The following is a 22124-nucleotide window of genomic DNA, read 5'->3' as shown; positions in this document are numbered from 1 at the left end:
CTCTGAAATTCTTTACCTATATAAGGTATATCACATTATCAAATATGATAAAAGAAAGGGTTGAACATTTTGATCGTACTCGATGAAAAAACAATTCAAAGCATGTATAAAATGGATAAAGCAGTTCAAGATTTAAAACACCTCTTAAAAGCAAAAGTAGAGGAGCAAGTGGAAAATCCGCTTAGGACAGTTATTGAATTTAAAAAACATGAGGCAAGTGTTTTATATATGCCGAGTGCAGACTTGGATAAGGAATTGATGGCGATGAAAGCGGTCACGATTTTCCCCCACAACAGGGAATCAGGAGGCAAAACTACTCAAGGCGTTACACTTGTGTCTGATGCGAAAACTGGGGAGCATGTCTCACTCGTTAACGCATCCTATTTAACACGTTTAAGGACAGGTGCATTAAGTGCGATTGCAACTGATCTATATGCGTTGGAAAGCGCAGAGGTTTTAACCTGTATTGGAACTGGCGGAATGGCTTTTGAACAGGTGCTCGGCGTATTGGAAGTACGAGATATAAAGACCATTAATCTAGTGAATCGAACAAAATTGAATGCCGAGAAGTTTAAAGAGAAATTACTTGAATTCGGCATCGCTACTTCGATAAACATCGAAGTAATACCAGAGGAACAAAAATCCGAAGTCGTTCGAAAATCTCATATCATTAATTGCAGCACAAGATCGGAGACACCTGTATTTAATGGCGATGATATTCAACCAGGAACCCATGTGAACGGAGTAGGCTCGTACTTGCCCCATATGAGAGAAGTGGATCATACGTTCATATGTCGTGCAGACAAAGTCATTGTGGATGATTTCCACGGTGCCACTGAAGAAGCGGGAGAGCTAATTCACGCAAACGCTCAAAGCGACTGGTCATATGACGAAATTCATGGGGAATTGAAAGATGCTTATGTTGGTACACTAGCAGCCCGCGAAAACGAACACGAAATCACATTCTTCAAATGCGTCGGCGCCGCTTACTTTGACTTAGCGGTAGCAATTGGCGTATATGAAACTGCGAGAGAGCAAAAACTAGGGCAGTATGTAACGATTTAAAAGATACGATAATGGTTTTTTAGAGAGGTTACGTAGGATCTTGTACCCGTTAATGTGTGCTTAAAATTATCCAAAGGAATTTAGATGGAGCTATCCCATTATTAAATATGATACTGTCTCCAAGTAGTCATGTGGATTGAAGTGGAAGATGGCGACTCCGGAGGGATCAGCGAAGTCCGAAGACCCCGCAGCAAGCGAGCGAGGAGGCTGAGGGCAAGCCCCTCGGAAAGCGTTCATCTGAAACGTAAATCAACACTTTTAATATTACTATTCAAAGAAGGGGCTATCCCGAGAAGTCATTTACACGACTCTTCGAGACAGCCCCTTCTGCTATGAAAACGTTAACTAGTGACGCCAACCTTTACTTCCTGCCCATACTCCTCCCAATACCGTTGAAGTTTCTCCTTACCTTCCTTCACAGCGGGATGGAATTGAATAAAAGCATTATCTCGAGTATGTTCGATTCTCTTAATCGCTTCATTGATTTCAACTTCCTGTTTACCACCACTGAGGTTATTCGCAATCGCAAGCCCTGCAGTAACCCCTTGGCTTATCGCCACCTTAGCCCCTTCAACACCCGTAATGTTTCCAGCAACATAAAGTCCATCCAATACTGTCTCCATTCGTTTATTATGAAGAGGGACATACCCACCCAATTCTTCAATGTAATAGAACGGACAGCCAGCAACTGCCGCCAACTCCGCCAAAGGATACAACCCGCCAGCGATACAAACAAAATCTGCACTAATATTTTCTTCAGTTCCTTCAATCACTTCTCCCGATGCATTAATTGTAGCAATCGTCACACCTTCTACAGCATTCTCACCATAAATATTAATGACCGCTTTTCGAAGCATAATGGGAATATCCCACATTTTCACACCTTTTTTCGGGAAGAACGTAATTCCCATCTTTTTCATGAATTCATTTTTCATCAATTTACTTCCGAATTTAACGAACGCAGAAGGAGCCATATGCGAAACGTGTAGTAGTGAATTCATAACATCCATTGGATTACCCGATTCTTTCGTCACCTGATTCATCTTTGGTAACGTGATGCAGGCAACATCGATATCAGCAAGTTTCAATTCCATGGCGATGGCGGATGACAGCACATTCACACCGATAATAACTCCACGATTTCCGGGTTTGACTCTATGTACATTCGTCATCACTTGGGCGGCACCTACGGACATTACACCCGGTAGCGTCCAGCCAGGTATCGGTAGTGGTACTTCAGCTGCACCGGTTGCAAGCAAGAGGTGCTGTGTATAGTGCGTTTCTTCATCCGTATAAATCACCCAGGATCCATCCAGCTTTTCAATGTTGGAAACAGGCGTGCCTAACCGAATTTCAATGCCGAGCGCAACGGCTTTGTCATGCAGACTTTTCGATTCCTTAATGCCATTCCACCATTTCCCGTTTTCTTCTTCATAAAGCTGACCTAACAAACGTCCACCGGCTAGCATATATTCATCAAGAATTAGAACTTCGTTTCCGTTTTCTGCGATAGTGATGGCGGCAGATAATCCTGAAGGCCCTGCACCGATAACAATGACTCTATTCATTATTCGACCTCCAATCTTTCACAGATGTCAGAAACTTTTCCCCGCTTGAGACTGTCATGCCTTCTTGAATAGGAGTCAGGCATGCTCTAACTCCTTGCTGTCCGTTCACTGTGACACGACATTCGAAGCAATGTCCGATATTACAATAAATCCCACGAGGTGTGCCGCTTTCTTCATGAACACGCAACGTCCGGATATTGTTCGCAAGTAATGCAGCAGCAAGTGATTCGTTTCTCAACCCGCGTATTTCATCGTTGTTGAATGTAAAAGAAACAAAATCTGTGTCGTCCACTTTATCCAGTACTGGATGGTTAATAATTCTACTTGTCATTTTGTAATCTCCCCCAAACTACCGAAACTTACTGGTCTAATAGGTGGCTGATATTTTAATGTGACTTGCGTAACATCTCTTTCAGTAGAAGCGTGTGCAATGCTGTCCACCATGGATCGACACGTTCTTCCTCCGCAATACCCCATGCCTGCACGAGTTCGCAATTTTAGTTCTCGTGCGGAACAATTATACGTTTCAGCTGTATTCTTCAACTCACCATAAGTCACTTCTTCACATCTGCAAATGATCATTTCATTTTCCGCCAAGTCCCTCACCTCATTCTTATACTTTGTGTATACGCATACTTAAAATATATGCAAGAATGTAGCCAAGTTTTGGATTCTATAATTGGATACCTAATTTGTTCATCCGATTATAGAGAGTGGCTCTAGTGATTTCTAAGTTTTTCGCACAAAGAAGTTTGTTTCCATCGACTTTACTTAGTTCCTTTAAGATAATATCTTTCTCGTAGATTTGTAATTGCTCTTGTAAAGACAGATTTTCATTAGGACTCGGCTGATTTGAGGGGAGGACATCCTGTTCATCTGCAGTGGACTGTGGAATTCTTTCCATTTCGTTCGGAAGATCCTCAATCCGAATTTCACCATTCTCGGAAAACGCAACGAGTCGCTCAATGGCATTCTTCAGTTCACGGATATTTCCAGGCCATGCATGTTGAAGCAATGCCTGCATAACGGATTGTGAAATCCCATGGATCGGACGGTTATACTTCACGGATAATTCGTACAGGAAGTAGTGCGTAAGCTCAATAATATCTTCAGGACGCTCCCGTAGAGGAGGAACTTTGAAGTTCACGACATTCAACCGGTAATAGAGATCTTCTCTGAATTTCCCTTCATTAATCAGTTCCTTCAAATCACGATTGGTTGCCGCAACGACACGGAAATCCACTTCAATCTCCTTCGTGCCACCGACTGTGTAAAACTTTTTTTCTTGCAGGAGCCTGAGGATTTTCACTTGCATCTCCAGTGGCATTTCCCCGATTTCATCTAGAAACAAGGTTCCGTTCTTCGCAAGTTCCACTTTCCCTTTTTTCCCTTTTTGATTGGCGCCTGAAAAAGCCCCTTTTTCATAACCGAAGATTTCACTTTCGAACAATCCACTAGGGATAGCTCCGCAATTAATGGCGACAAATGGGGAGTTTTCAGGCTCTCTTAAGTTGTGGATTGCTTTTGCAAACAGTTCTTTCCCAACACCGCTTTCCCCATAAATTAGAACGGCTGCATCTGAAGTGGCAGCCTTTCTAGCAATATCCAAAGTCTGTTTAATGGCCGGACTGTTTCCCTTTATATAGGAAAAGGGATTGACGGATGGCGATGTCTTTCTAACTTCTTCCTCTAGGGTGAATAGTTTTTCAGATGTATTGTATAACTCATTATTTAATAGAATTTGACTCGTGATATCTGTTTCAGAAACGACTGCACCGATGATTTCCTCATTTAAATAAACTGGTTTGGAATTGATCATAACGACAAGATCTTTGCGAGCGTGATGCTGGCTATGGTAAAGGGAAGTTCCATCGTTTAAGGACTTTAAAATTTCCAACCTTTCAGCGCTGAAAAAGTTGGTTATGGGTTGACCGATAATATCCTTTTCTTTTACAGAAAATATTTTTTCAGCGCCTTTTGTCCAGTACAGTACATTAGCATCTTGGTCTATTACTGTGCAGGATTCATCAATGGTTTCCAATATAGTTTTCAAATAGGCTTGTGCCCGTTTGTATTCGATAAGTAAGTGTTTTGAAAACATTTCATGCGTCAAAAATCCTACGTACTCATTGGAATCATTTGAGATGAGCGCTATATCGGCAATCCTGAGATCATTGAAGGCTTCTTCAATTGTGCTGTTCACCGATAGGATTCTGGATGGGGTAAAGAAAACTTCGTTTGAAGATTCAACGATTTCGACACATTGCGGACCGTCAGCGGTTATCAGGAATACTTTCTTCGGCATTTCTTTGGCGATTTGATGCGCTAATGAATCGTTGTTATTTACTGATTCAACAATCGTGAATTCAGTATCTACTATTTTGCTGAGTAGTTTTTGTGAAAACATCATTGGATTAAACACCTCAACTGTCAAAATATTTTAAACGTATAAATAATTTTACACTAGTTATTAGAATTTTCAATAGAGACGGATGATTTGATAGATTTTTCAATTTTGGCATGCTAATTGCAGTAGATATTAACAAGCGAGCGAGAGGGGGAGTATTGTGGTGAAAATGATACATCGAGATGTCGTCGTCATTGGCGGTGGGATCATGGGGGCTTCAATTGCCTATTATGGTTCGAAAGCGGGTCTTGATATTACTGTCCTTGAAAAGAAAGAGTTAGCAAGCGGAACCTCTTCTAGATGTGATGGGAATATCCTTGCGATCGATAAAGATCCTGGTTTTGATAGTCAAATGTCTTTGAAAAGTCAGATGCTTGTCCATGAGTTGGATAAAGAACTTGAAGTTTCATTTGAATACCGCAACCCAGGAAGTATTTTAGTGTGTGAAAATGATGCTGAAATGGAAGCAGCGAATCAGTGGGTTACCAAACAGCAAGTAGCGGGACTGGAATTCAAGATGCTGAACCGCGAGGACTTGCGTAATGAGTCCAAGTACTTTGCGGATGATTTGTATGGTGGTTTGGAGTGTAAAACAGATTCTACTGTTAATCCATACATGATGACGTATTCCATGTTTCATAGTGCTGAAAAACAAGGCGCAAAAATACATACGAATACAGAAGTGAAAAACGTATCGAAAAATGAAACAGGACAATTTGTAATTGAAACCAATAATGGTACCTATACTGCCAAAAAAGTCGTCAACGCCGGTGGGGTATGGGCTCCTAGACTTGGCGCGATGGTGGGACTCGACATTCCAATCCTTCCAAGAAAAGGTCAATTGATAGTCGCTTCACGCCAACAGCCTGTGGGCTTGAGAAAAGTGATGGAGTTTGGATATCTGATTTCGAAATTTGGTGGTGAGAGAATCGTTGACGCCGACATGGAAAAATACGGTGTTGCGCTCGTTTTTGAGCCCACTGAAAGCCAAAACTTCCTAATTGGAAGTAGTCGAGAATTCGGTGGATTTGATACGAAAGTGAATCATGAAGTGACGAAACTCATTGCGAAGCGTGCCATCCGGTTTTATCCGAAAATCGCGGATATGACCGTCATCCGAACGTATGCAGGATTGCGTCCATGGACAGAAGATCATTTGCCGATTATTTCACGAGTGGAGCACATTCCAGGATATTTCATAGCTGCAGGCCATGAAGGTGATGGAATTAGTCTTGCAGCTGTGACAGGTAAGCTGATTGAAGAAATGTTGAATGACAAAGAAACGTGCATTCCAATTGAGCCGCTACAGCTGAGCCGTTTTAAAGAAAGGGTGACAACCTAATGAATTACCAGAGACTGTTTACAACAATCGATACACATACGGGAGGAAATCCGACTAGAACACTGATTAGCGGACTGCCTCCCTTGGTTGGCGAAACGATGTCTGAAAAGATGCTGTTTATGGAAGAGAACTATGACTGGATAAGAAAATTTCTAATGAATGAACCACGGGGGCATGACGTGATGTCTGGTGCATTATGGACAGAACCTTGCCATCCGGATGCTGACGTTGGTGTTATTTATATTGAAACGGGCGGTTATTTGCCAATGTGTGGCCACGATACAATTGGTTTCTGTACGGCACTGGTTGAAGCTGGATTAATCGAAGTCTGTGAGCCCTTCACGGAACTCAAAATAGATACACCTGCAGGACTTATCGCAGTTAAAATCAAAGTCAGCAACGGGAAAGCCGAGGAAGTGACATTTAATAATGTGCCTGCTTTTTTATTGAAATCCATCGAAATTGACGTTGAAGGTATCGGCCATGTGGAATGTGATATTGCTTATGGTGGTAACTTTTATGGCATTATCGATGCGCGGAAACTGGGGATGCCATTGGTCGAGAACAATGCAACAACGATTATCAATCAAGCCATCGACATTCGTAATGCCATCAATGCTACTGAGGAAGTAATCCATCCTGAGTTTCCATTCATATCAGGGTTGACGCATATCGAATTTTACACAGATCCGGTTCATCCCGAGGCTGATGTGAAAAATACAGTAATCGTTCCGCCTGGCGGGATTGACCGTTCTCCGTGTGGAACAGGGACATCTGCGAAACTGGCGACGTTGTATAAGAACAAAGAAATTGGAATGGATGAACTTTTCGTTCACGAAAGTATCGTCGGCACGTTATTTAAAGCGAGAGTATTAGAAGAAACTAACGTGAAAGAGCTGGATGCAGTCATTACAGAAGTGACAGGTTCCGCTTGGTTGATGGGAAATCATCGCTTTTTCTACAATGAAAAAGATCCGCTAAGAGAAGGTTATTTGCTTATACCACCTATGGAACATGAGTCCGTGAAAGAAGGTGTCTAAATGAATTACGAAAAGATGTACAACACGATTGATACTCATGCGGCGGGTGAAGCATTCAGAATCGTGATCCAATCACCGATTAGGCTGAGCGGAGATGACATACAAACTAAACATGACGAGTTGAAAAACAACTTTTCAAATGAAAAGAATCTATTGCTGAACGAGCCACGCGGACATCGAGGCATGCATGGATGTGTAGTTACTCCGTCTCGAGTTGCTGATTTCTCGTTATTATTCTTCAATCATCAAGATGTGAGTAACTTCAAATATGAAGGGTTACTTGCGACGGTAACGGCATTGATTGAAACCGGGAATTTGAATCATTCTGCAGATGATCTTTATAAAGTAGAGACAGTGAACGGCATCTATACTGTGAAAGCGCTTGTAGAAAACCAAGAAGTAACGTCTGTTTCAATTGAAAGTGAATGGTGTTCCGAAATTGAAACCAATCTGGACTACACGGTAGTGCGCATTGACAATGACCGTAACTACTTCCTTTACACACTACCCGATTCAATTCCCGGCATTGAATTAGAACAATTGGCGAAATTGAATCGATGGGGATTGGAACGTACGACGGAATTGAAGAACGAAAACATCAATTATTCGGGGATAGTCGTTGTCGAATCAGTTCCATTTTCACCGGGAAAAATTCGCTCTGTAACTTTTGAAAAAGATGGCTATATCTTACGTTCTCCTGGAGTCGATAGCACGTTTGCCATTCTGACAGCATTAGGACAAAAAGAAATTAGCGAATCTGAAATTGAAAATCATAGTATCTTCGGTAGTTCACTTACCGCGAAAAGAATAGCGGGTGATGAACATCGATTCTCACTTGAAACAGAAGCATTTATCACCGGCAGTCATGAGTTCATCTTTGACCAAGATGATCCATTAAAGGAGGGGTTTTTATTGGCGTAGAAAGGGAGGCGTAGCCTGAACTAGAATAGTTGCATAGGAATGAAGGGGAATGGTCACGGGAAATTAGTGAGGGGGGACGGTATGCAAACTGAAAAAAGATTACCCAGTTTAGGTGAGACACTGTTTGTATTAATCGGTTTTGGTTTGATCATGATTTTGTTCATTATCAAGTTTGATATCTCAATTCACTTGGCGCTGTTGACAACGTGGTTCTTGATCATTATGGTTGGCTTGAAAATCGGCTATAACTATAGGGAGATGCAAAAAGGTCTTTTGAACGGAATTAGTGACGGACTAGAAGCTGTTCTCGTTTTACTATCAGTTGGCGCATTAATTGGAACTTGGATCGCAGGGGGAGTTGTACCGTCCATTATTTACTATGGTCTTGCGATTATCGATCCGAATATCTTCTTAATGGCAGCATTCATCATCTGTACGGTAACTTCTATTGCTACAGGAACTTCATTTGGCTCAGCAGGAACAGCAGGTATCGCGATGATGGCGATTGGCGCTAGTTTTGGTTTTCCATTACAGCTTGTTGCGGGGGCTGTTATTTCAGGGTGTTACGTAGGAGATAAGCTATCACCATTATCAGATACAACAGTAATGACAGCTTCACTATCGAAAGTGGACTTGATAGATCACATCAAATCAATGCTTACGGTTAGTCTCCCTGCGTGGGTGATTGCGGCAGTGTTATTTTTGGTAACGGGTTTCTTCTTCAATGGAAACGGCGATTTGAGTGCTGCAACTTCAACGATGGCATCTTTAAATGAGTACTTCAGTATTAGCTGGTATATGTTGATTCCAGCAATTGTTGTTATTGGTTTACTGGCTTTCAAAATGCCTTCCATCCCAGTTATTTTATTTGGTGCGTTTTTAGGAACAATTTGGGCTTACCTATTCCAGGGAGCAACGTTTTTACAAGCATTCAACATTATGTACGCTGGAAACTCAATTGAATCAGGCGTTGCATTCATCGACAATTTGTTGAACCGCGGTGGAATTGTATTCATGCTGGATGTCATCGCTTTAATTATCTTTGCACTTGGTGTCGGAGGTTTGATGGAGAGAATTGGTGTTTTACGAGCGATTGGAAACTACTTATCTAAGTGGGCAAACAATCCTGGGAAAACTACGGTATCTACGCTTCTGGCGGGTTTTTTAGGAAATCTATTTGGGGGAGCATACGTCTCAATTATCACTGCTAGTAAAATCACAGGAGATAACTATGATCGTCAACATATCGATCGTCGAGTTCTTTCAAGAAATACAGAGGCAGGAGGGACGATAACAACTCCGATGGTTCCATGGTCGGATGGTGGAGTATTCATGGCTACGGCCCTCGGAGTCTCGACAATTAGTTATCTACCATTCCTATGGTTCAACTTATTAGTGCTACTTATTTCAGTAATTTACGGATTTACGAACAAATTCATCTGGTATACGGATTCAAATACAAATGTATCAGAGGAAATTGTTGAACTAGAAGAGTCAAACAGAACGAAGGAACCAGCAACGCCTGTTGGAAGTTAATCGAAATAGAAAAACAAAACTTAGGAGGAATTTATATGGTAAAACTTGAAGGGGTATTCCCAGTACTTATTACACCGATGGTTAATGAACAGGAAATCGATTGGGAAGGGTTTAAAAATAACATTGAACACTTCATTGATTCAGGTGTAGCAGGTCTGGCAATTAACGGAAGTACAGGTGAATTTGTCAGTTTGACGAGAGAAGAACGCTATAAAGCGGTTGAAGTAGCCGTTGCACAAGTCAACGGAAGGATTCCACTCATTGTGGGTACGGCAGCTGAAACGACGGCAGATGCGATTGAATTTACAAAACAGGCTGAAAAGGCTGGTGCGGATGCATCATTGCTCATCAACTCATATTACGCACACCCGAAAGAGAACGAGATCTATGAACACTTCAAGGCAGTGGCAGAATCCGTTGAATTCCCGGTAATGATTTATAATAACCCATTCACATCGGGGGTCGACATTAGCACGGAAACAATCCTGAAAGTTGGTCGCGATGTGAAGAACATTACACACGTTAAAGAGTCTAGTGGGGGTATCGGTAAAGCGCGTGATATCGCACGTCAAGGCGAAGGATTCATTAAAGTATTCTGTGGTTCTGAAGATCTTGCAATCGAATCATTTCTTGTCGGGGCAACGGGATGGATTTGTGTATCAGGAAACATTGCACCACGCCTTGTGACGGATATGTATAATCATGTCCAAAACAATGAAATGGATGAAGCATGGGCACTTTACGAGCGGCTTCTACCGCTTTGTGCATTCCTTGAAGGATCAGGGAAGTACGTTCAAATTGTAAAAAGAGCAATGGATCTCCAAGGCTTAGCAGGTGGACCATGCCGTAGACCAAGACTTCCACTTAATGATGAGGAAGAAGCAACGTTAAAAGAACTTCTACAAAGCTTGGAAATCGTTACTAACTGAGAGAGGGAGGCGATTGAGGAATGAAAGTAACTGACTATAAACTGAAACCGAAAGTTGAAGAATTCTTGCAAGGGGTTAAAGGACTTTATATTGACGGGGATTACCAACCTGCTATTAGCGGAAAGACATTCAACGTTATTAATCCGGCGACGGAAGAAGTAATTGCGCAAGTAAGTGAAGCGCAAACAGAAGATATCGATGTTGCGGTAGCTGCTGCCAGAAAAGCGTTTGATGAAGGCGAATGGACGAAGATGGATACTGCTGAGCGTTCTCACCTCATCTATAAGTTTGCAAATCTCCTGGAAGAAAATCGTGAAGAGCTTGCACAACTTGAAGCGTTAGATAACGGTAAGCCCTATGAAGTTGCGCTGTCAGACGATGTAGATGGTACAGTTCAGCATTTCAGGTATTACTCGGGCTGGGCGACAAAAATGGTAGGGCAAACAATCCCAGTTTCCAATGATTATTTGAATTACACTGTCCACGAAGCTGTCGGCGTAGTCGGCCAAATTATTCCTTGGAATTTCCCGCTAGCAATGGCTGCGTGGAAGTTAGGCTCCGCACTTGCGGTAGGCTGTACTGTTGTTATTAAGCCTGCGAGTGAAACACCACTAACTCTTCTTTATGTGGCAAAATTATTTAAAGATGCTGGATTCCCTGACGGAGTCGTCAATGTTGTACCGGGAGCAGGAAGAGTAGCAGGAGATGCCATTGTCACTCATAAAGATGTAGATAAAGTTGCGTTTACTGGTTCAACAGCTGTCGGAAAAGGGATTATGCAAAAAGCTTCGGATCAGCTTAAAGGTGTCACACTTGAACTTGGTGGGAAGTCACCAAGTATCATTTTGGAAGATGCCAACCTTGAGGAAGCAATTGAAGGTGCATTCAATGGAACGATGTATAACCACGGACAAAACTGTAGCGCCTGTACGCGCGTCTTCGTCCATCGCTCCCTTCATGAAGAAGTAGTAAATGGATTGGTAGAACGTGCAAATGCATTGAAACTAGGGCCAGGCATGGATCCGGAAACTGAAATGGGACCACTCGTTTCAGCAAAACAGCAACAAACGGTTCTAGATTTCATCGAAAAAGGGAAAAGTGAAGGTGCTCGTCTTGTCGCGGGAGGTAGCAAAGCATTCGATCAAGGCTACTATGTGCAACCAACAATATTTGTTGATGTGGAAGATAACATGACGATCGCGCGTGAGGAAATCTTCGGACCTGTTCTATCTGTATTTGTTTTTGACACGGTAGAAGAAGTAATCCAACGTGCAAATGACAGTATCTACGGCTTAGCTGCAAGTGTATGGACTGAAAATATCAAAACAGGACATTACGTAGCCAAAAAATTAAAAGCAGGAACTGTCTGGATCAACGACTTCGGCATCGAGATTGAAACGATGCCGTTCGGAGGTTACAAACAATCCGGAATAGGTCGAGAAATGGGTGGAGAGTATGGATTGGCAAACTATACTGAAGTGAAGAGTGTATTTGTAAATATTAAACAATGATTTCATGCAAATCTAAATGGTCTGGGTTTAATATCCGAGACCATTTTTTTATATGAAATATTAATTTGTTTTTTCTGAATTGAACGGAAACAGATTCGGTGTTTAGTATATAATAAGAGAAATGAATGTCTTTCCAAAAAGGAGCTAAACTATGGGGTTAACTTATTTTTTGGTACTAATGGTAAGCGCTATCATGGCGACATCACTACTAATGTGGATCGGTGAAAAAGTAATCTCTATAACTTTTAGACAAACTGTATCACCGATTCTCAAAATCTTAAGTTCTCTTGTTTTTGCGACTGTCATTCTTTCAGCATTGTTCTATGCTCTAGAAAAGCCCTCTGGAATGTATATGATCTTATTAAGTGGGGCAATTATCGGTTATAACAGATACTGGTTTGGTCACTTTTTAGTAGAAAAACTAAAGTAGGTTAAAAAATAGGAGGAAGGGGATATCTACATTCCCCTTCTTCCTATTTTTCATAGTTATAATACTTGAATTTCCTTGCGCCTGTTGGAAGAGGGGATTCGTAGCTCTTCCCGATACTTACTAATAGTTCTCCTAGAAATCGTAATGCCTTTTTCAGTACTGAAATACTCCGCTATTTTTTGATCAGAATACGGTTTGAACTTATTCTCTTGTGCGATGAAACTCTCCAACAGTTTTTTTACCTTTGTTTGGGAGACGGAATTTCCGTCTGACGTTTCCAGCTTTGAAGTAAAAAGTAATCGAAGGTCAAAGGAGCCGAAGGGCGTTTGGATCACTTTGTTCGTAGTTGCCCGACTAACGGTGGACTCATGCATCTCAATAACATCGGCGACTTCTTTGAGTGTAAGAGGTTTCAGGGATTGGAATCCATTTTTAAAGAAATCCTCCTGTTTCTCCAAGAGGACATGCACGATTTTAATGATTGTATTTCGACGTTGCTCAATGCTACTAAGGAGCCACTGATAATTCTTATATTGTGTTTGGATATATTTAGATGCATCATTTTTCGCGTGAAGATACTGTGAATAGTTGCTATTCATATGAATTCCTGGTAAATAGCTGTCATTCAAGTGGAATGTGAATACTTCATCGCTCACCTCGACGATGATGTCAGGCGTTAAGTACTTCGTCGAATTATCTGACATAAATGAGCACGGTCTTGGATTGAGAGTTTGGATGAAATCGAAAAGATTTTTCACTTCGTTCATGCTGATGTTCATCTTTGAAGCGATTTCGTTCCATTTACGTTCGGCAATCAGGTTTAAATGATGCTCCACTAAATAGGCAGCTAATCTGTTTTGCGGATAATTGTATATGATTTGCAGGAGTAGACACTCTTTTAAATCTCTGGCACCTATCCCGATCGGACCTAATTCCTGAAGGAGATGGATTCCTTTTTCGATACAATCTTCGTTGAACGCTAAACCGGCAGTCGAAGTGTGTTCGTTAAGTTGTAAAAATCCATTATCGTCCAGATTGTAGACTAGATACTTTAACAAACTTTGCGTTGGGGCGTCAGGATACATTAGCTTTGCCTGTTTCAGTAATTCCTCCCGCTTGTTTTCCTCCACGCATTGTACTGCATCCAATGGCATTTCCGAACTCCCAAATGGGGCAGATCGACGATGCAAACGTTCCTCATAGACAGGTCTCTCTTCTTTTTCCTTCAATTGAATCAGTGGGTTTTCCAATTCTTGCTCACGGATATACTGTTCGAGTTCATAGGTGGAGTATTGTAGTAGTTCTATAGCTTGCCTTAATTCAACAGTCATCAATAAATTAAGTTCCTGCCGTTGTTGAAGTCCTAGCTCCATTTCTATTCCCCCTTGTGTAAAACTTTTTAGAGTAATTACCTTGTTTACAAAAATCTTTATAAAAGTATAGATATGTAGGCAATGTTAGTTGAGTCTTAAATTCAATGTTATGAAAGAATGTACTAATAAATTCTTGTTGTCATCATGTAAGTGGTCTATTAAAGCTGAAAAATGTTGTACGAACTCTTTTGAATATAGAGTTTATTATAACATGGGCGTTTTTAAACTTCGACCATAAATTTGAATATTTAGATTGGATGATAGTGAATTGGCATAGAAATTGCAATACTACTTATGTACTCAGAGAAGTGATAACGAATTTTATGAAAAGAGGGGAAGTGAAAAGTTAACTAGTCATAATTTGTAGAGATATTACCGTAGTTCATTTTTAATCAATATGATTAGTAATCAAGTTTTAAAGGTAGAATACCAAAACCAAAAGACAGAATAATTAGAACTAGAAGCCGTTCATTTAGTCTACAAAGAAGATAAGTGTAAATAAGATTTGCTATTAAATTTTTCGGTCTCGAGTATTCAAAATAATTGGACAGTAAACTGATTTCTATTCAGTTACCTGTAAAGTAATTTAAACATGCATGAAAGTATAGACACCATTATTAGGAGGCGAAAAAGATGAGAAAGAAATCCCTATGGTTCTTCATGATGATTTTCACAAGTCTAGTATTATTGGCTGGGTGTTATGGGGGAGAAAACGTTCAAGAAACCGAGAAAGATGGCGACTCTATTACCGATGAAAAAGTAGGGAAGAGTGTACTTCATTTGGCGGTTGCGGGAGAAATTCCAACATTGAAAACGAATGGCGCTATGGATGGACTATCTCAAACAATGATACAGAACGTTTTCGAAGGCCTCTTCAGAATAGATGCGGATGACAAAGTTACTGAAGGTCTCGTAGATACCTATGACGTAAGTGAGGATGGATTGACATATACGTTTCACTTAAAAGAAAACGCATTATGGAGCAATGGTGACCCAACTAAAGCAACAGACTTTATCTATGCTTGGAAAAAAGCATTACATCCAGATTCAATCTCTCCTCATGCTTACCTGATGGAATCAGTGAAAGGCGCTGCGCACATTCAAGATCCTGACCATGAACTGTATGGCAAAGTTGATGAACTTGGTGTAACGGCTACGGACGATTTCACATTAGAAGTAGAACTGGAAAATGACGTACCTTACTTCACTGAACTTCTTGCAAATCCAGTTTTCTATCCACAAAACGAAAAGTTTTCTGAAGAGCAACAAGACAAATACGCGCTCGAACCAGAAAATCTCGTATTCAATGGCCCATTTACATTAGATTCATGGGATCATGACCAAAAGTGGACGTTAAAAAAGAACTCAGACTATTGGGATGCCGAGAATGTGAAAGTTGATGAAATCAATTTCAAAGTGGCAAAAGACACTTCGACTGAAGTTAATCTATATGAAACAGACACAATCGATGTTGCGAATCTTTCATCGGAATTTGTAGATGTATACAAAGATCACGAGGAATATACGACTTCACTAAAATCTGAAGTTTACTTCTTGAGGATGAATCAGAAAAATGAATTCTTAAGTAATACGAATATCCGGAAGGCCATCGATATGGGATGGGATAAAGAGCAAGCTGCAGAATCTATCTTGAAGAATGGATCAAAAGCTGCTTACTGGTTAGTATTCCCCGGATTTGTTCAATCACCGGAGGGTGAAGAGTTCAGAGATCGCTTTGGTGATTTGAACAAAGGAACTCCTGAAGAAGCAAAAGAACTTTGGAATAAAGGTCTCGAAGAACTTGGTGAGAAAGAAATTAACCTGGATCTACTAAGCTATGATGACGGTCAAAGGAAGTCTGTAGCAGAGTATATGAAAAACCAATTGGAGAAAAATCTGCCGGGCTTAAGCATTACAATCAATCAGCAGCCGAACAAACAGAAGTTAGCACTGGAAGATGATTTGAATTATGACTTGTCTTATTCAGGTTGGAGAAATGATATCGCGGATCCGGTAGAGTTCCTCTCGGTATTCCTTTCAGACGGTGCGTATAATTGGCAGGAATTTAAAAATGATCAATTTGACAAAAACGTGAAAAAGGCAATGGTCGACTTTACGGATATTGACAAACGTTTTGCTGAACTACAGGAAGCCGAAAAAATTCTAATCGGAGATGAAGCGGCAATCTCTCCTATGTACCAAGCAGGATCTGCACGACTCATTAAGCCTAACGTAAAAGGATTCACTGCACATGCGAATTCTACGTATTCTTACCAATGGGTAACAATAGGCAACTAATTGTTTTATACAATCTGCATTCGTATCTCTTCATAGAAGAAGGTTGATTTGAAGAGATACGGCAGGTTAGTTCATAACGTTATAGGTGGTGACTTGTATGAAAAAATATATTGCTAGCAGAGTTGGGTATATGTTGTTCACCTTTCTAATCATTGCGACGTTTACATTTTTCTTAATGCAGACGCTACCAGGATCTCCCTTTAATGACGAACGATTATCATCAACTCAAAAAGAGGTATTAAATGAACGATACGGATTAAATGAACCATTGTCTGTTCAATATTTTAAATACCTCGGGAATATTACGAAAGGCGATTTTGGAGTGTCTTTTCAATTTGATGGTAGATCTGTCAGTAGTATTATTGGTGAGCGAATAGGTGTCTCGGCAATATTAGGTGCACAATCCTTAATAGCAGGGATGATTATAGGTCTTTTCTTAGGAATTATAGCTGCTTTAAGGCACAACACATTCATTGATTATGGAGCCATGGTTGTAGCTGTCCTTGGATTATCGATACCGAACTTTGTATTGGCAGGTCTTCTCCAATACTGGGTAGGTGTAAGACTCGGATGGTTACCAGTTGCGTTCTGGGAAGGTTTTGAATACTCGATCCTTCCAACGATTGCGCTTGCAGCATTTGTAGTTGCTACTATGGCTCGATTTATGAGAACAGAAATGCTGGATGTGCTGGGCAATGAATACATTACAACTGCAAGAGCAAAAGGAATTAAGGAATATACGGTAATTCTGAAACATGGTTTACGTAATGCGATGATCCCGATAATAACGATTTTAGGGCCTTTAACCGTATCATTAATGACTGGAACATTAGTAGTTGAAAAGATATTTAGTGTGCCTGGCCTAGGGGAACAATTCGTCAAATCGATTTTAACAAATGATTATCCGGTTATTATGGGCGTGACATTATTTTATAGCTTGTTATTTATCATCGTCATATTAATTGTGGATCTTTTGTATGGCGTGGTAGATCCGAGAATTCGTCTTTCAGGAGGTGGGCGTCGTGAAGGTAAATGAATTTGAATTAACAGATGACCTATTTGAAGAGTCAGGGAAAGAGTTCGAAGAGAAGAAAATTATGAATCGCCCATCATCCACTTTTTTGAAAGATTCTTGGATTCGTTTAAGAAAGAATAAAGGCGCATTTACGGGATTGATCCTCATTGTTTTGATTATGTTTCTTGCGGCTTTCGGACCGTATATGAATTCACACGGCTTTGATGAACAAGACCTAACGAGAACGAATTTACCGCCGAAGGTACCTGTATTGGAGAATTTACCTTTACTAGGATTAAGTGGTGTTGATATCCGCGGGACCGATCAATACGCTGCAAAAGAAGTGACTGAATACTATTGGTTCGGTACGGATGATCTAGGAAGAGATTTATGGACTCGGATATGGCAAGGTACAAGAATTTCACTATACATCGCGTTTTTAGCGGCTACATTAGATTTGGTGATTGGTGTAGCTTACGGTAGTATTTCTGCATATTATGGAGGTCGTATTGACAATGTAATGCAGCGGATTATCGAAGTGCTGATGGGGATTCCAAACCTAATTGTCGTCATCCTCTTGATTTTGATATTAAAGCCGGGAATTCTTTCAATCACTTTGGCAATGGTAATTACAGGGTGGGTAAGTATGGCTAGAATCGTACGAGGTCAGGTCTTGAAATTGAAGGGCCAGGAATTCGTTTTAGCTTCACGAACATTGGGTGCTAAAGATAAAAACCTCATTTGGGGCCATCTTATACCTAACTCATTGGGACCAATTATTATTACAACAATGTTTACAATTCCGTCTGCGATTTTCACTGAAGCTTTTCTAAGTTTTATCGGGTTGGGACTTCAACCACCAATCGCTTCACTTGGAATGATTGTAAATGATGGTTTTAAAATGTTGAAGATATATCCCCATATGCTCATGTTTTCTTCTGTCATTATCAGTTTAATTATGATCAGTTTCAACTTGCTTGGTGATGGTCTTCGGGATTCGTTTGATCCGAAAATGAAGAAATAGAGGTGAATAAAGATGGAAAGAATCTTATCCGTTGATGATTTACATATCTCTTTTGACACGTACGATGGGGAAGTGCGTGCTGTCAGAGGAGTTACATTCGATTTATACAAAGGTGAAACGTTAGCCATTGTTGGTGAATCAGGATCAGGAAAGTCGGTTATGTCAAAAAGTATCATGGGTTTAATACCAAAACCTTCAGGACGGGTTGTCAAAGGGACAATTAAGTACCAAAATCGTGACATCACTAAAATTTCGAACAAAGAATTAAGAGAACTCAGAGGATCTGAAATATCAATAATATTTCAAGATCCCATGACCTCACTGAACCCGACAATGACGATTAACAATCAAATTATGGAGGGCATTCTCGTCCACCAAAAAATAACGAAAAAAGAAGCGGAGAAAAAAGTAGTTTCTTTGTTGGAATTAGTAGGAATTACAAATGCTGCGGACCGCGTGAAACAGTATCCTCATCAATTTTCTGGTGGAATGCAACAGCGTGTAGTCATTGCTATGGCATTAGCCTGCAACCCTGCCATATTAATAGCGGACGAACCGACAACAGCTCTTGATGTAACAGTTCAGGCTCAGGTTCTTGAACTGTTAAAAGATATCCAAAAGAAAATGGATACATCTATTATTTTTATTACGCATGATTTAGGTGTTGTTGCAAATATAGCTGATCGGGTAGCGGTTATGTATGCAGGGAAAGTAGTAGAAATCGGGAAGACGGACGAGGTTTTCTATAATCCACAACATCCGTATACAAAAGGATTATTGGCTGCGATGCCTGACTTAACGATTGATCAAGAAGAATTGAAAACTATTCCAGGATCTCCACCTAATTTGTTATATCCACCGCCCGGTGATGCGTTTTCTTTACGAAACGAACATGCACTTAAAATAGATTTTTTACATGATCCACCGATGTTTAAAGTAACTGAAACGCATTCTGCCGCGACTTGGCTATTGCATGAAAAAGCATCCAAAGTTACAAAAGAAATAGAAGGAAAGCAACGAGTGAAAATAGCTACTAGCGATCAGATTGCAAAGAAAGAAATCGGAAAAGAAAAGTTACTCGAAGTTAAAGAACTGAAGCAGCATTTTAAGGGTGGTAAAAATTCAGTTATTAAAGCTGTCGATGGTGTTTCTTTTGATATATACGAAGGAGAGACATTTGGTCTTGTGGGAGAGTCAGGATGTGGAAAGTCAACAACGGGAAGGACTTTAGTTCGTTTATATGATGCGACATCTGGTGAGGTCTATTTCAAAGGTGTTGATATTCATAAAAAAAATGTGTTGAACTTAAACAAAGATATTCAAATGATTTTTCAAGACCCCTATTCCTCACTAAATCCACGGTGGACGGTAGCTGACATTATAGCTGAGGGAATGGATATACACGGTTTATATACATCAAAAGCCAATCGAATGGAAAAGGTGTATGAATTATTAAAAACAGTCGGCCTTGCTGAAGAACATGCCAATCGATACCCACATGAGTTTAGTGGAGGTCAAAGACAGCGTATAGGTATCGCACGAGCACTTGCTGTAGATCCGAAATTTATCATTGCGGATGAGCCAATCTCAGCACTAGATGTTTCAATTCAAGCTCAAATTACAAACTTACTGAAGAAACTTCAGAAAGAGAAGAACTTGACGTATTTATTTATCGCTCATGATTTATCAATGGTGAAGTATATTAGTGATCGGGTTGGTGTTATGTATCAGGGGAAACTTGTTGAAGTGGCTGATAGTGATGAGTTATATGACAATCCGTTACATCCATACACTAAATCATTGTTGTCAGCCATACCTGTTCCGGACCCTGAAGTTGAGAAGAAAAGAATTAGAATACCTAAAGGTGAATGGGCCATCGAATCTGAAGATTGTAAACTCAGGGAAATAACTGATGGGCACTGGGTTGCGTGTACTGAAGACGAGCTCGATTCGTATAGAAGTAAATCAGAAGATACAGCTCTTTTGGTTTAATAATTTTTCAATAAGGACTGTATATGATGGGAAAAAAATCGGTCATTACTATTAGTATTATTTGTTTGATAGCGCTGGCATTCTTATTACTAGATGTAAGTACTGCATTTTGGGATGTCTTTTTTCTCCTTGGATTAGTGGTATTCATGGTGGGTGGGGTACTTTTATTGCTGGAAAAAGGAATATTCGACTTCTTCTTTTATAGCTTTAAAAAGTTCTTGAAGACCTCTTCGAAAGTAGAGAAGTACGTATCCGAAGTGAATGATGAAAATGAGTTTGCAACATCTACAGCCGAAAATGCTACAATTTCACGAGCTATCCTATTCGTTGGAATCTCAATTATCATTGTTACGACAGTTTTTCCAGTATATCTCTTGTAATGAGTGAAAATGAAACACAACAGTATTTATCCTGACAATGGAGGGGAAAGAATGAGTAGAATTGCGAAACTTCAAAACCAACTTGAGGAATTAAAGATTGATGGGTTAATGATTAATGGCGACTGGAACCGAAGATATGTAACAGGTTTTACAGGAAGTAACGGAGTTTTACTTATCACGAAAGACGAAGTTATTCTCATAACTGATTATCGCTATTTTGAACAAGCAAAAAATCAGACGGGTTTACACGTGGTTTTACATTCAGAGCACACAGGCCATAAGCATAAAATTTACGATGAAGTAGCAAAGCAAATTAATAGAATGGGTATAAACCGACTTGGGATTGAACAACAGCATCTAAACTTCGGGAACTACTCCAAATTGGATGCACTAACCAATTGTGAAATGATTTCAACTTATGACGTGGTAGAAAACCTAAGGATGGTTAAGTCTCAAGAAGAAATCGAAAACATTCGCACATCTACCAAAATTACAGATGGAGCCTTCGTGCATGTATTAGACTTCATCCGTCCAGGTATGACGGAGTTGGAAGTCGCCGGGGAATTAGAAAGCTTTATTAAGAATCAAGGTGGAGTTACTTCAACTTTTAGTCCGATTGTAGCATCCGGAAAACGAGCATCCCTTCCACATGGGCGTGCAAGTGACAAAGTCATTGAAAAAGGTGATATGATTACAATCGATTTCGGGACAAACTACAATGGCTATTGGTCCGATATTTCCCGAGTTGTATCTATTGGTCAGCCGAGCGACAAAATGCTGGAAGTACAGCAAGTCGTTCTTCGATCATTCACTAACTGTGCAATGAATATTAAACCAGGATTGACAGATCGGGAAGTCGACAAATTTATGCGGGATGTCTTAATTGAAACCGGCTATAATCAACTTTCAGGAACAGGTACGGGTCACGGTATCGGACTTGAAGTACACGAGAAGCCACTATTCTCCGTGGACTCTGAAAAAATTCTGTTGCCAGGCATGGTTATTACGATTGAACCGGGGATCTATCTACCCGAAGTAGGTGGAGCCCGTATTGAAGACATGCTGCTGATCACAGAAGAAGGCTGTGAAGTATTGTCACCGTCTACGAAGGAATTAGTTATTCTGTAAAACTTTTTACTGGAACCTAGGTTATTCATCAACCCATACAAAATCCCACGGAAAAGCTGAGATATCATCTTTTTTGTGGGATTCTCTTTTTCTATAAATATATGAAAAAAGAATCCAATTCGGTTAAGGTTATTGCGGCTAAACAACAACCATAGAAAGGATTAT

The 22124-nt window shown here is 40.3% G+C and carries 19 protein-coding genes; 14 read left to right on the top strand and 5 right to left on the bottom strand.

Translation table 11 applies throughout. The features are described from left to right. The first annotated feature begins 69 nt into the window (after positions 1-69). Complete coding sequence (locus RL70_RS04605; RefSeq protein WP_039042217.1) at positions 70-1065, top strand: ornithine cyclodeaminase family protein; 996 nt, start codon at positions 70-72, stop codon at positions 1063-1065. A gap of 341 nt (positions 1066-1406) precedes the next feature. On the opposite strand, the gene RL70_RS04600 is transcribed toward RL70_RS04605, so the two are convergent. The 4 genes from RL70_RS04600 to RL70_RS04585 all read right to left on the bottom strand — a co-directional run bounded on the left by RL70_RS04600 (position 1407) and on the right by RL70_RS04585 (position 5040). Then, complete coding sequence (locus RL70_RS04600) at positions 1407-2633, bottom strand: NAD(P)/FAD-dependent oxidoreductase (RefSeq protein ID WP_039042216.1); 1227 nt, start codon at positions 2631-2633, stop codon at positions 1407-1409. Next, the gene (locus RL70_RS04595) at positions 2626-2964 is read right to left on the bottom strand and encodes a (2Fe-2S)-binding protein (protein WP_039042215.1); all 339 of its coding nucleotides are present in this window, start codon (positions 2962-2964) and stop codon (positions 2626-2628) included. The genes RL70_RS04600 and RL70_RS04595 overlap by 8 nt, the downstream gene beginning before the upstream one ends. Then, the gene (locus tag RL70_RS04590; protein WP_039042277.1) at positions 2961-3215 is read right to left on the bottom strand and encodes a (2Fe-2S)-binding protein; all 255 of its coding nucleotides are present in this window, start codon (positions 3213-3215) and stop codon (positions 2961-2963) included. Before RL70_RS04590 ends, RL70_RS04595 begins: the two co-directional genes overlap by 4 nt. Positions 3216-3306: 91 nt before the next feature. Further along, positions 3307-5040, bottom strand: coding sequence for a sigma-54-dependent Fis family transcriptional regulator (locus tag RL70_RS04585; protein WP_039042276.1), 1734 nt, complete (start codon positions 5038-5040; stop codon positions 3307-3309). Positions 5041-5209: 169 nt separating this feature from the next. Here RL70_RS04585 and RL70_RS04580 point away from each other — a divergent pair, with 169 nt between their 5' ends. The 7 genes from RL70_RS04580 to RL70_RS04550 all read left to right on the top strand — a co-directional run bounded on the left by RL70_RS04580 (position 5210) and on the right by RL70_RS04550 (position 12749). Then, entirely contained in the window at positions 5210-6382 is a 1173-nt protein-coding gene (locus RL70_RS04580) for an FAD-binding oxidoreductase (protein ID WP_039042275.1), read from the top strand. Beyond that, positions 6382-7422, top strand: coding sequence for a proline racemase family protein (locus RL70_RS04575; protein WP_039042214.1), 1041 nt, complete (start codon positions 6382-6384; stop codon positions 7420-7422). The genes RL70_RS04580 and RL70_RS04575 overlap by 1 nt, the downstream gene beginning before the upstream one ends. Continuing rightward, the gene (locus RL70_RS04570; RefSeq protein ID WP_039042213.1) at positions 7423-8343 is read left to right on the top strand and encodes a proline racemase family protein; all 921 of its coding nucleotides are present in this window, start codon (positions 7423-7425) and stop codon (positions 8341-8343) included. 81 nt (positions 8344-8424) lie between these two features. Then, entirely contained in the window at positions 8425-9879 is a 1455-nt protein-coding gene (gene nhaC, locus RL70_RS04565; RefSeq protein ID WP_052245766.1) for a Na+/H+ antiporter NhaC, read from the top strand. A gap of 35 nt (positions 9880-9914) precedes the next feature. Further along, a complete protein-coding gene (gene dapA / locus RL70_RS04560) occupies positions 9915-10808 on the top strand; it encodes a 4-hydroxy-tetrahydrodipicolinate synthase (protein WP_039042212.1) in 894 nt (297 codons plus the stop codon). Between the two features lie 20 nt (positions 10809-10828). After that, positions 10829-12319, top strand: coding sequence for an aldehyde dehydrogenase family protein (locus RL70_RS04555; protein ID WP_039042211.1), 1491 nt, complete (start codon positions 10829-10831; stop codon positions 12317-12319). Between the two features lie 193 nt (positions 12320-12512). Then, complete coding sequence (locus RL70_RS04550; RefSeq protein WP_156137893.1) at positions 12513-12749, top strand: hypothetical protein; 237 nt, start codon at positions 12513-12515, stop codon at positions 12747-12749. A 56-nt stretch (positions 12750-12805) separates the two neighbouring features. On the opposite strand, the gene rpoN is transcribed toward RL70_RS04550, so the two are convergent. After that, a complete protein-coding gene (rpoN, locus tag RL70_RS04545; RefSeq protein ID WP_039042209.1) occupies positions 12806-14122 on the bottom strand; it encodes an RNA polymerase factor sigma-54 in 1317 nt (438 codons plus the stop codon). Between the two features lie 633 nt (positions 14123-14755). Between rpoN and RL70_RS04540 the strand changes: the two genes are divergently transcribed. From RL70_RS04540 to RL70_RS04515, 6 genes are all read left to right on the top strand, one after another. Next, complete coding sequence (locus RL70_RS04540) at positions 14756-16420, top strand: peptide ABC transporter substrate-binding protein (protein WP_039042208.1); 1665 nt, start codon at positions 14756-14758, stop codon at positions 16418-16420. A 97-nt stretch (positions 16421-16517) separates the two neighbouring features. Further along, positions 16518-17456, top strand: a complete 939-nt coding sequence (gene opp3b / locus RL70_RS04535; RefSeq protein ID WP_039042207.1) for an oligopeptide ABC transporter permease — start codon at positions 16518-16520, stop codon at positions 17454-17456. Then, positions 17443-18459, top strand: a complete 1017-nt coding sequence (gene opp3C / locus RL70_RS04530; protein WP_039042206.1) for an oligopeptide ABC transporter permease — start codon at positions 17443-17445, stop codon at positions 18457-18459. The genes opp3b and opp3C overlap by 14 nt, the downstream gene beginning before the upstream one ends. Positions 18460-18471: 12 nt before the next feature. Further along, a complete protein-coding gene (locus tag RL70_RS18315) occupies positions 18472-20451 on the top strand; it encodes an ABC transporter ATP-binding protein (protein WP_082003308.1) in 1980 nt (659 codons plus the stop codon). A 26-nt stretch (positions 20452-20477) separates the two neighbouring features. Then, positions 20478-20831 carry a DUF3899 domain-containing protein gene (locus RL70_RS04520; RefSeq protein WP_039042205.1) on the top strand — a complete coding sequence of 118 codons (354 nt, stop codon included), beginning with the start codon at positions 20478-20480 and terminating at the stop codon, positions 20829-20831. 51 nt (positions 20832-20882) lie between these two features. Then, on the top strand, positions 20883-21959 hold the full coding sequence (locus RL70_RS04515) for a Xaa-Pro peptidase family protein (RefSeq protein ID WP_039042204.1): 1077 nt from the start codon (positions 20883-20885) through the stop codon (positions 21957-21959). The last annotated feature ends 165 nt before the right edge of the window (positions 21960-22124 follow it).

The sequence above is a fragment of the Sporosarcina sp. ZBG7A genome (assembly GCF_000813425.1).
In the GTDB taxonomy this organism is placed as follows: domain Bacteria; phylum Bacillota; class Bacilli; order Bacillales_A; family Planococcaceae; genus Sporosarcina.
Note: the sequence above shows the minus strand (reverse complement) of the source record. Positions and strands in the feature narration are given on the sequence as shown.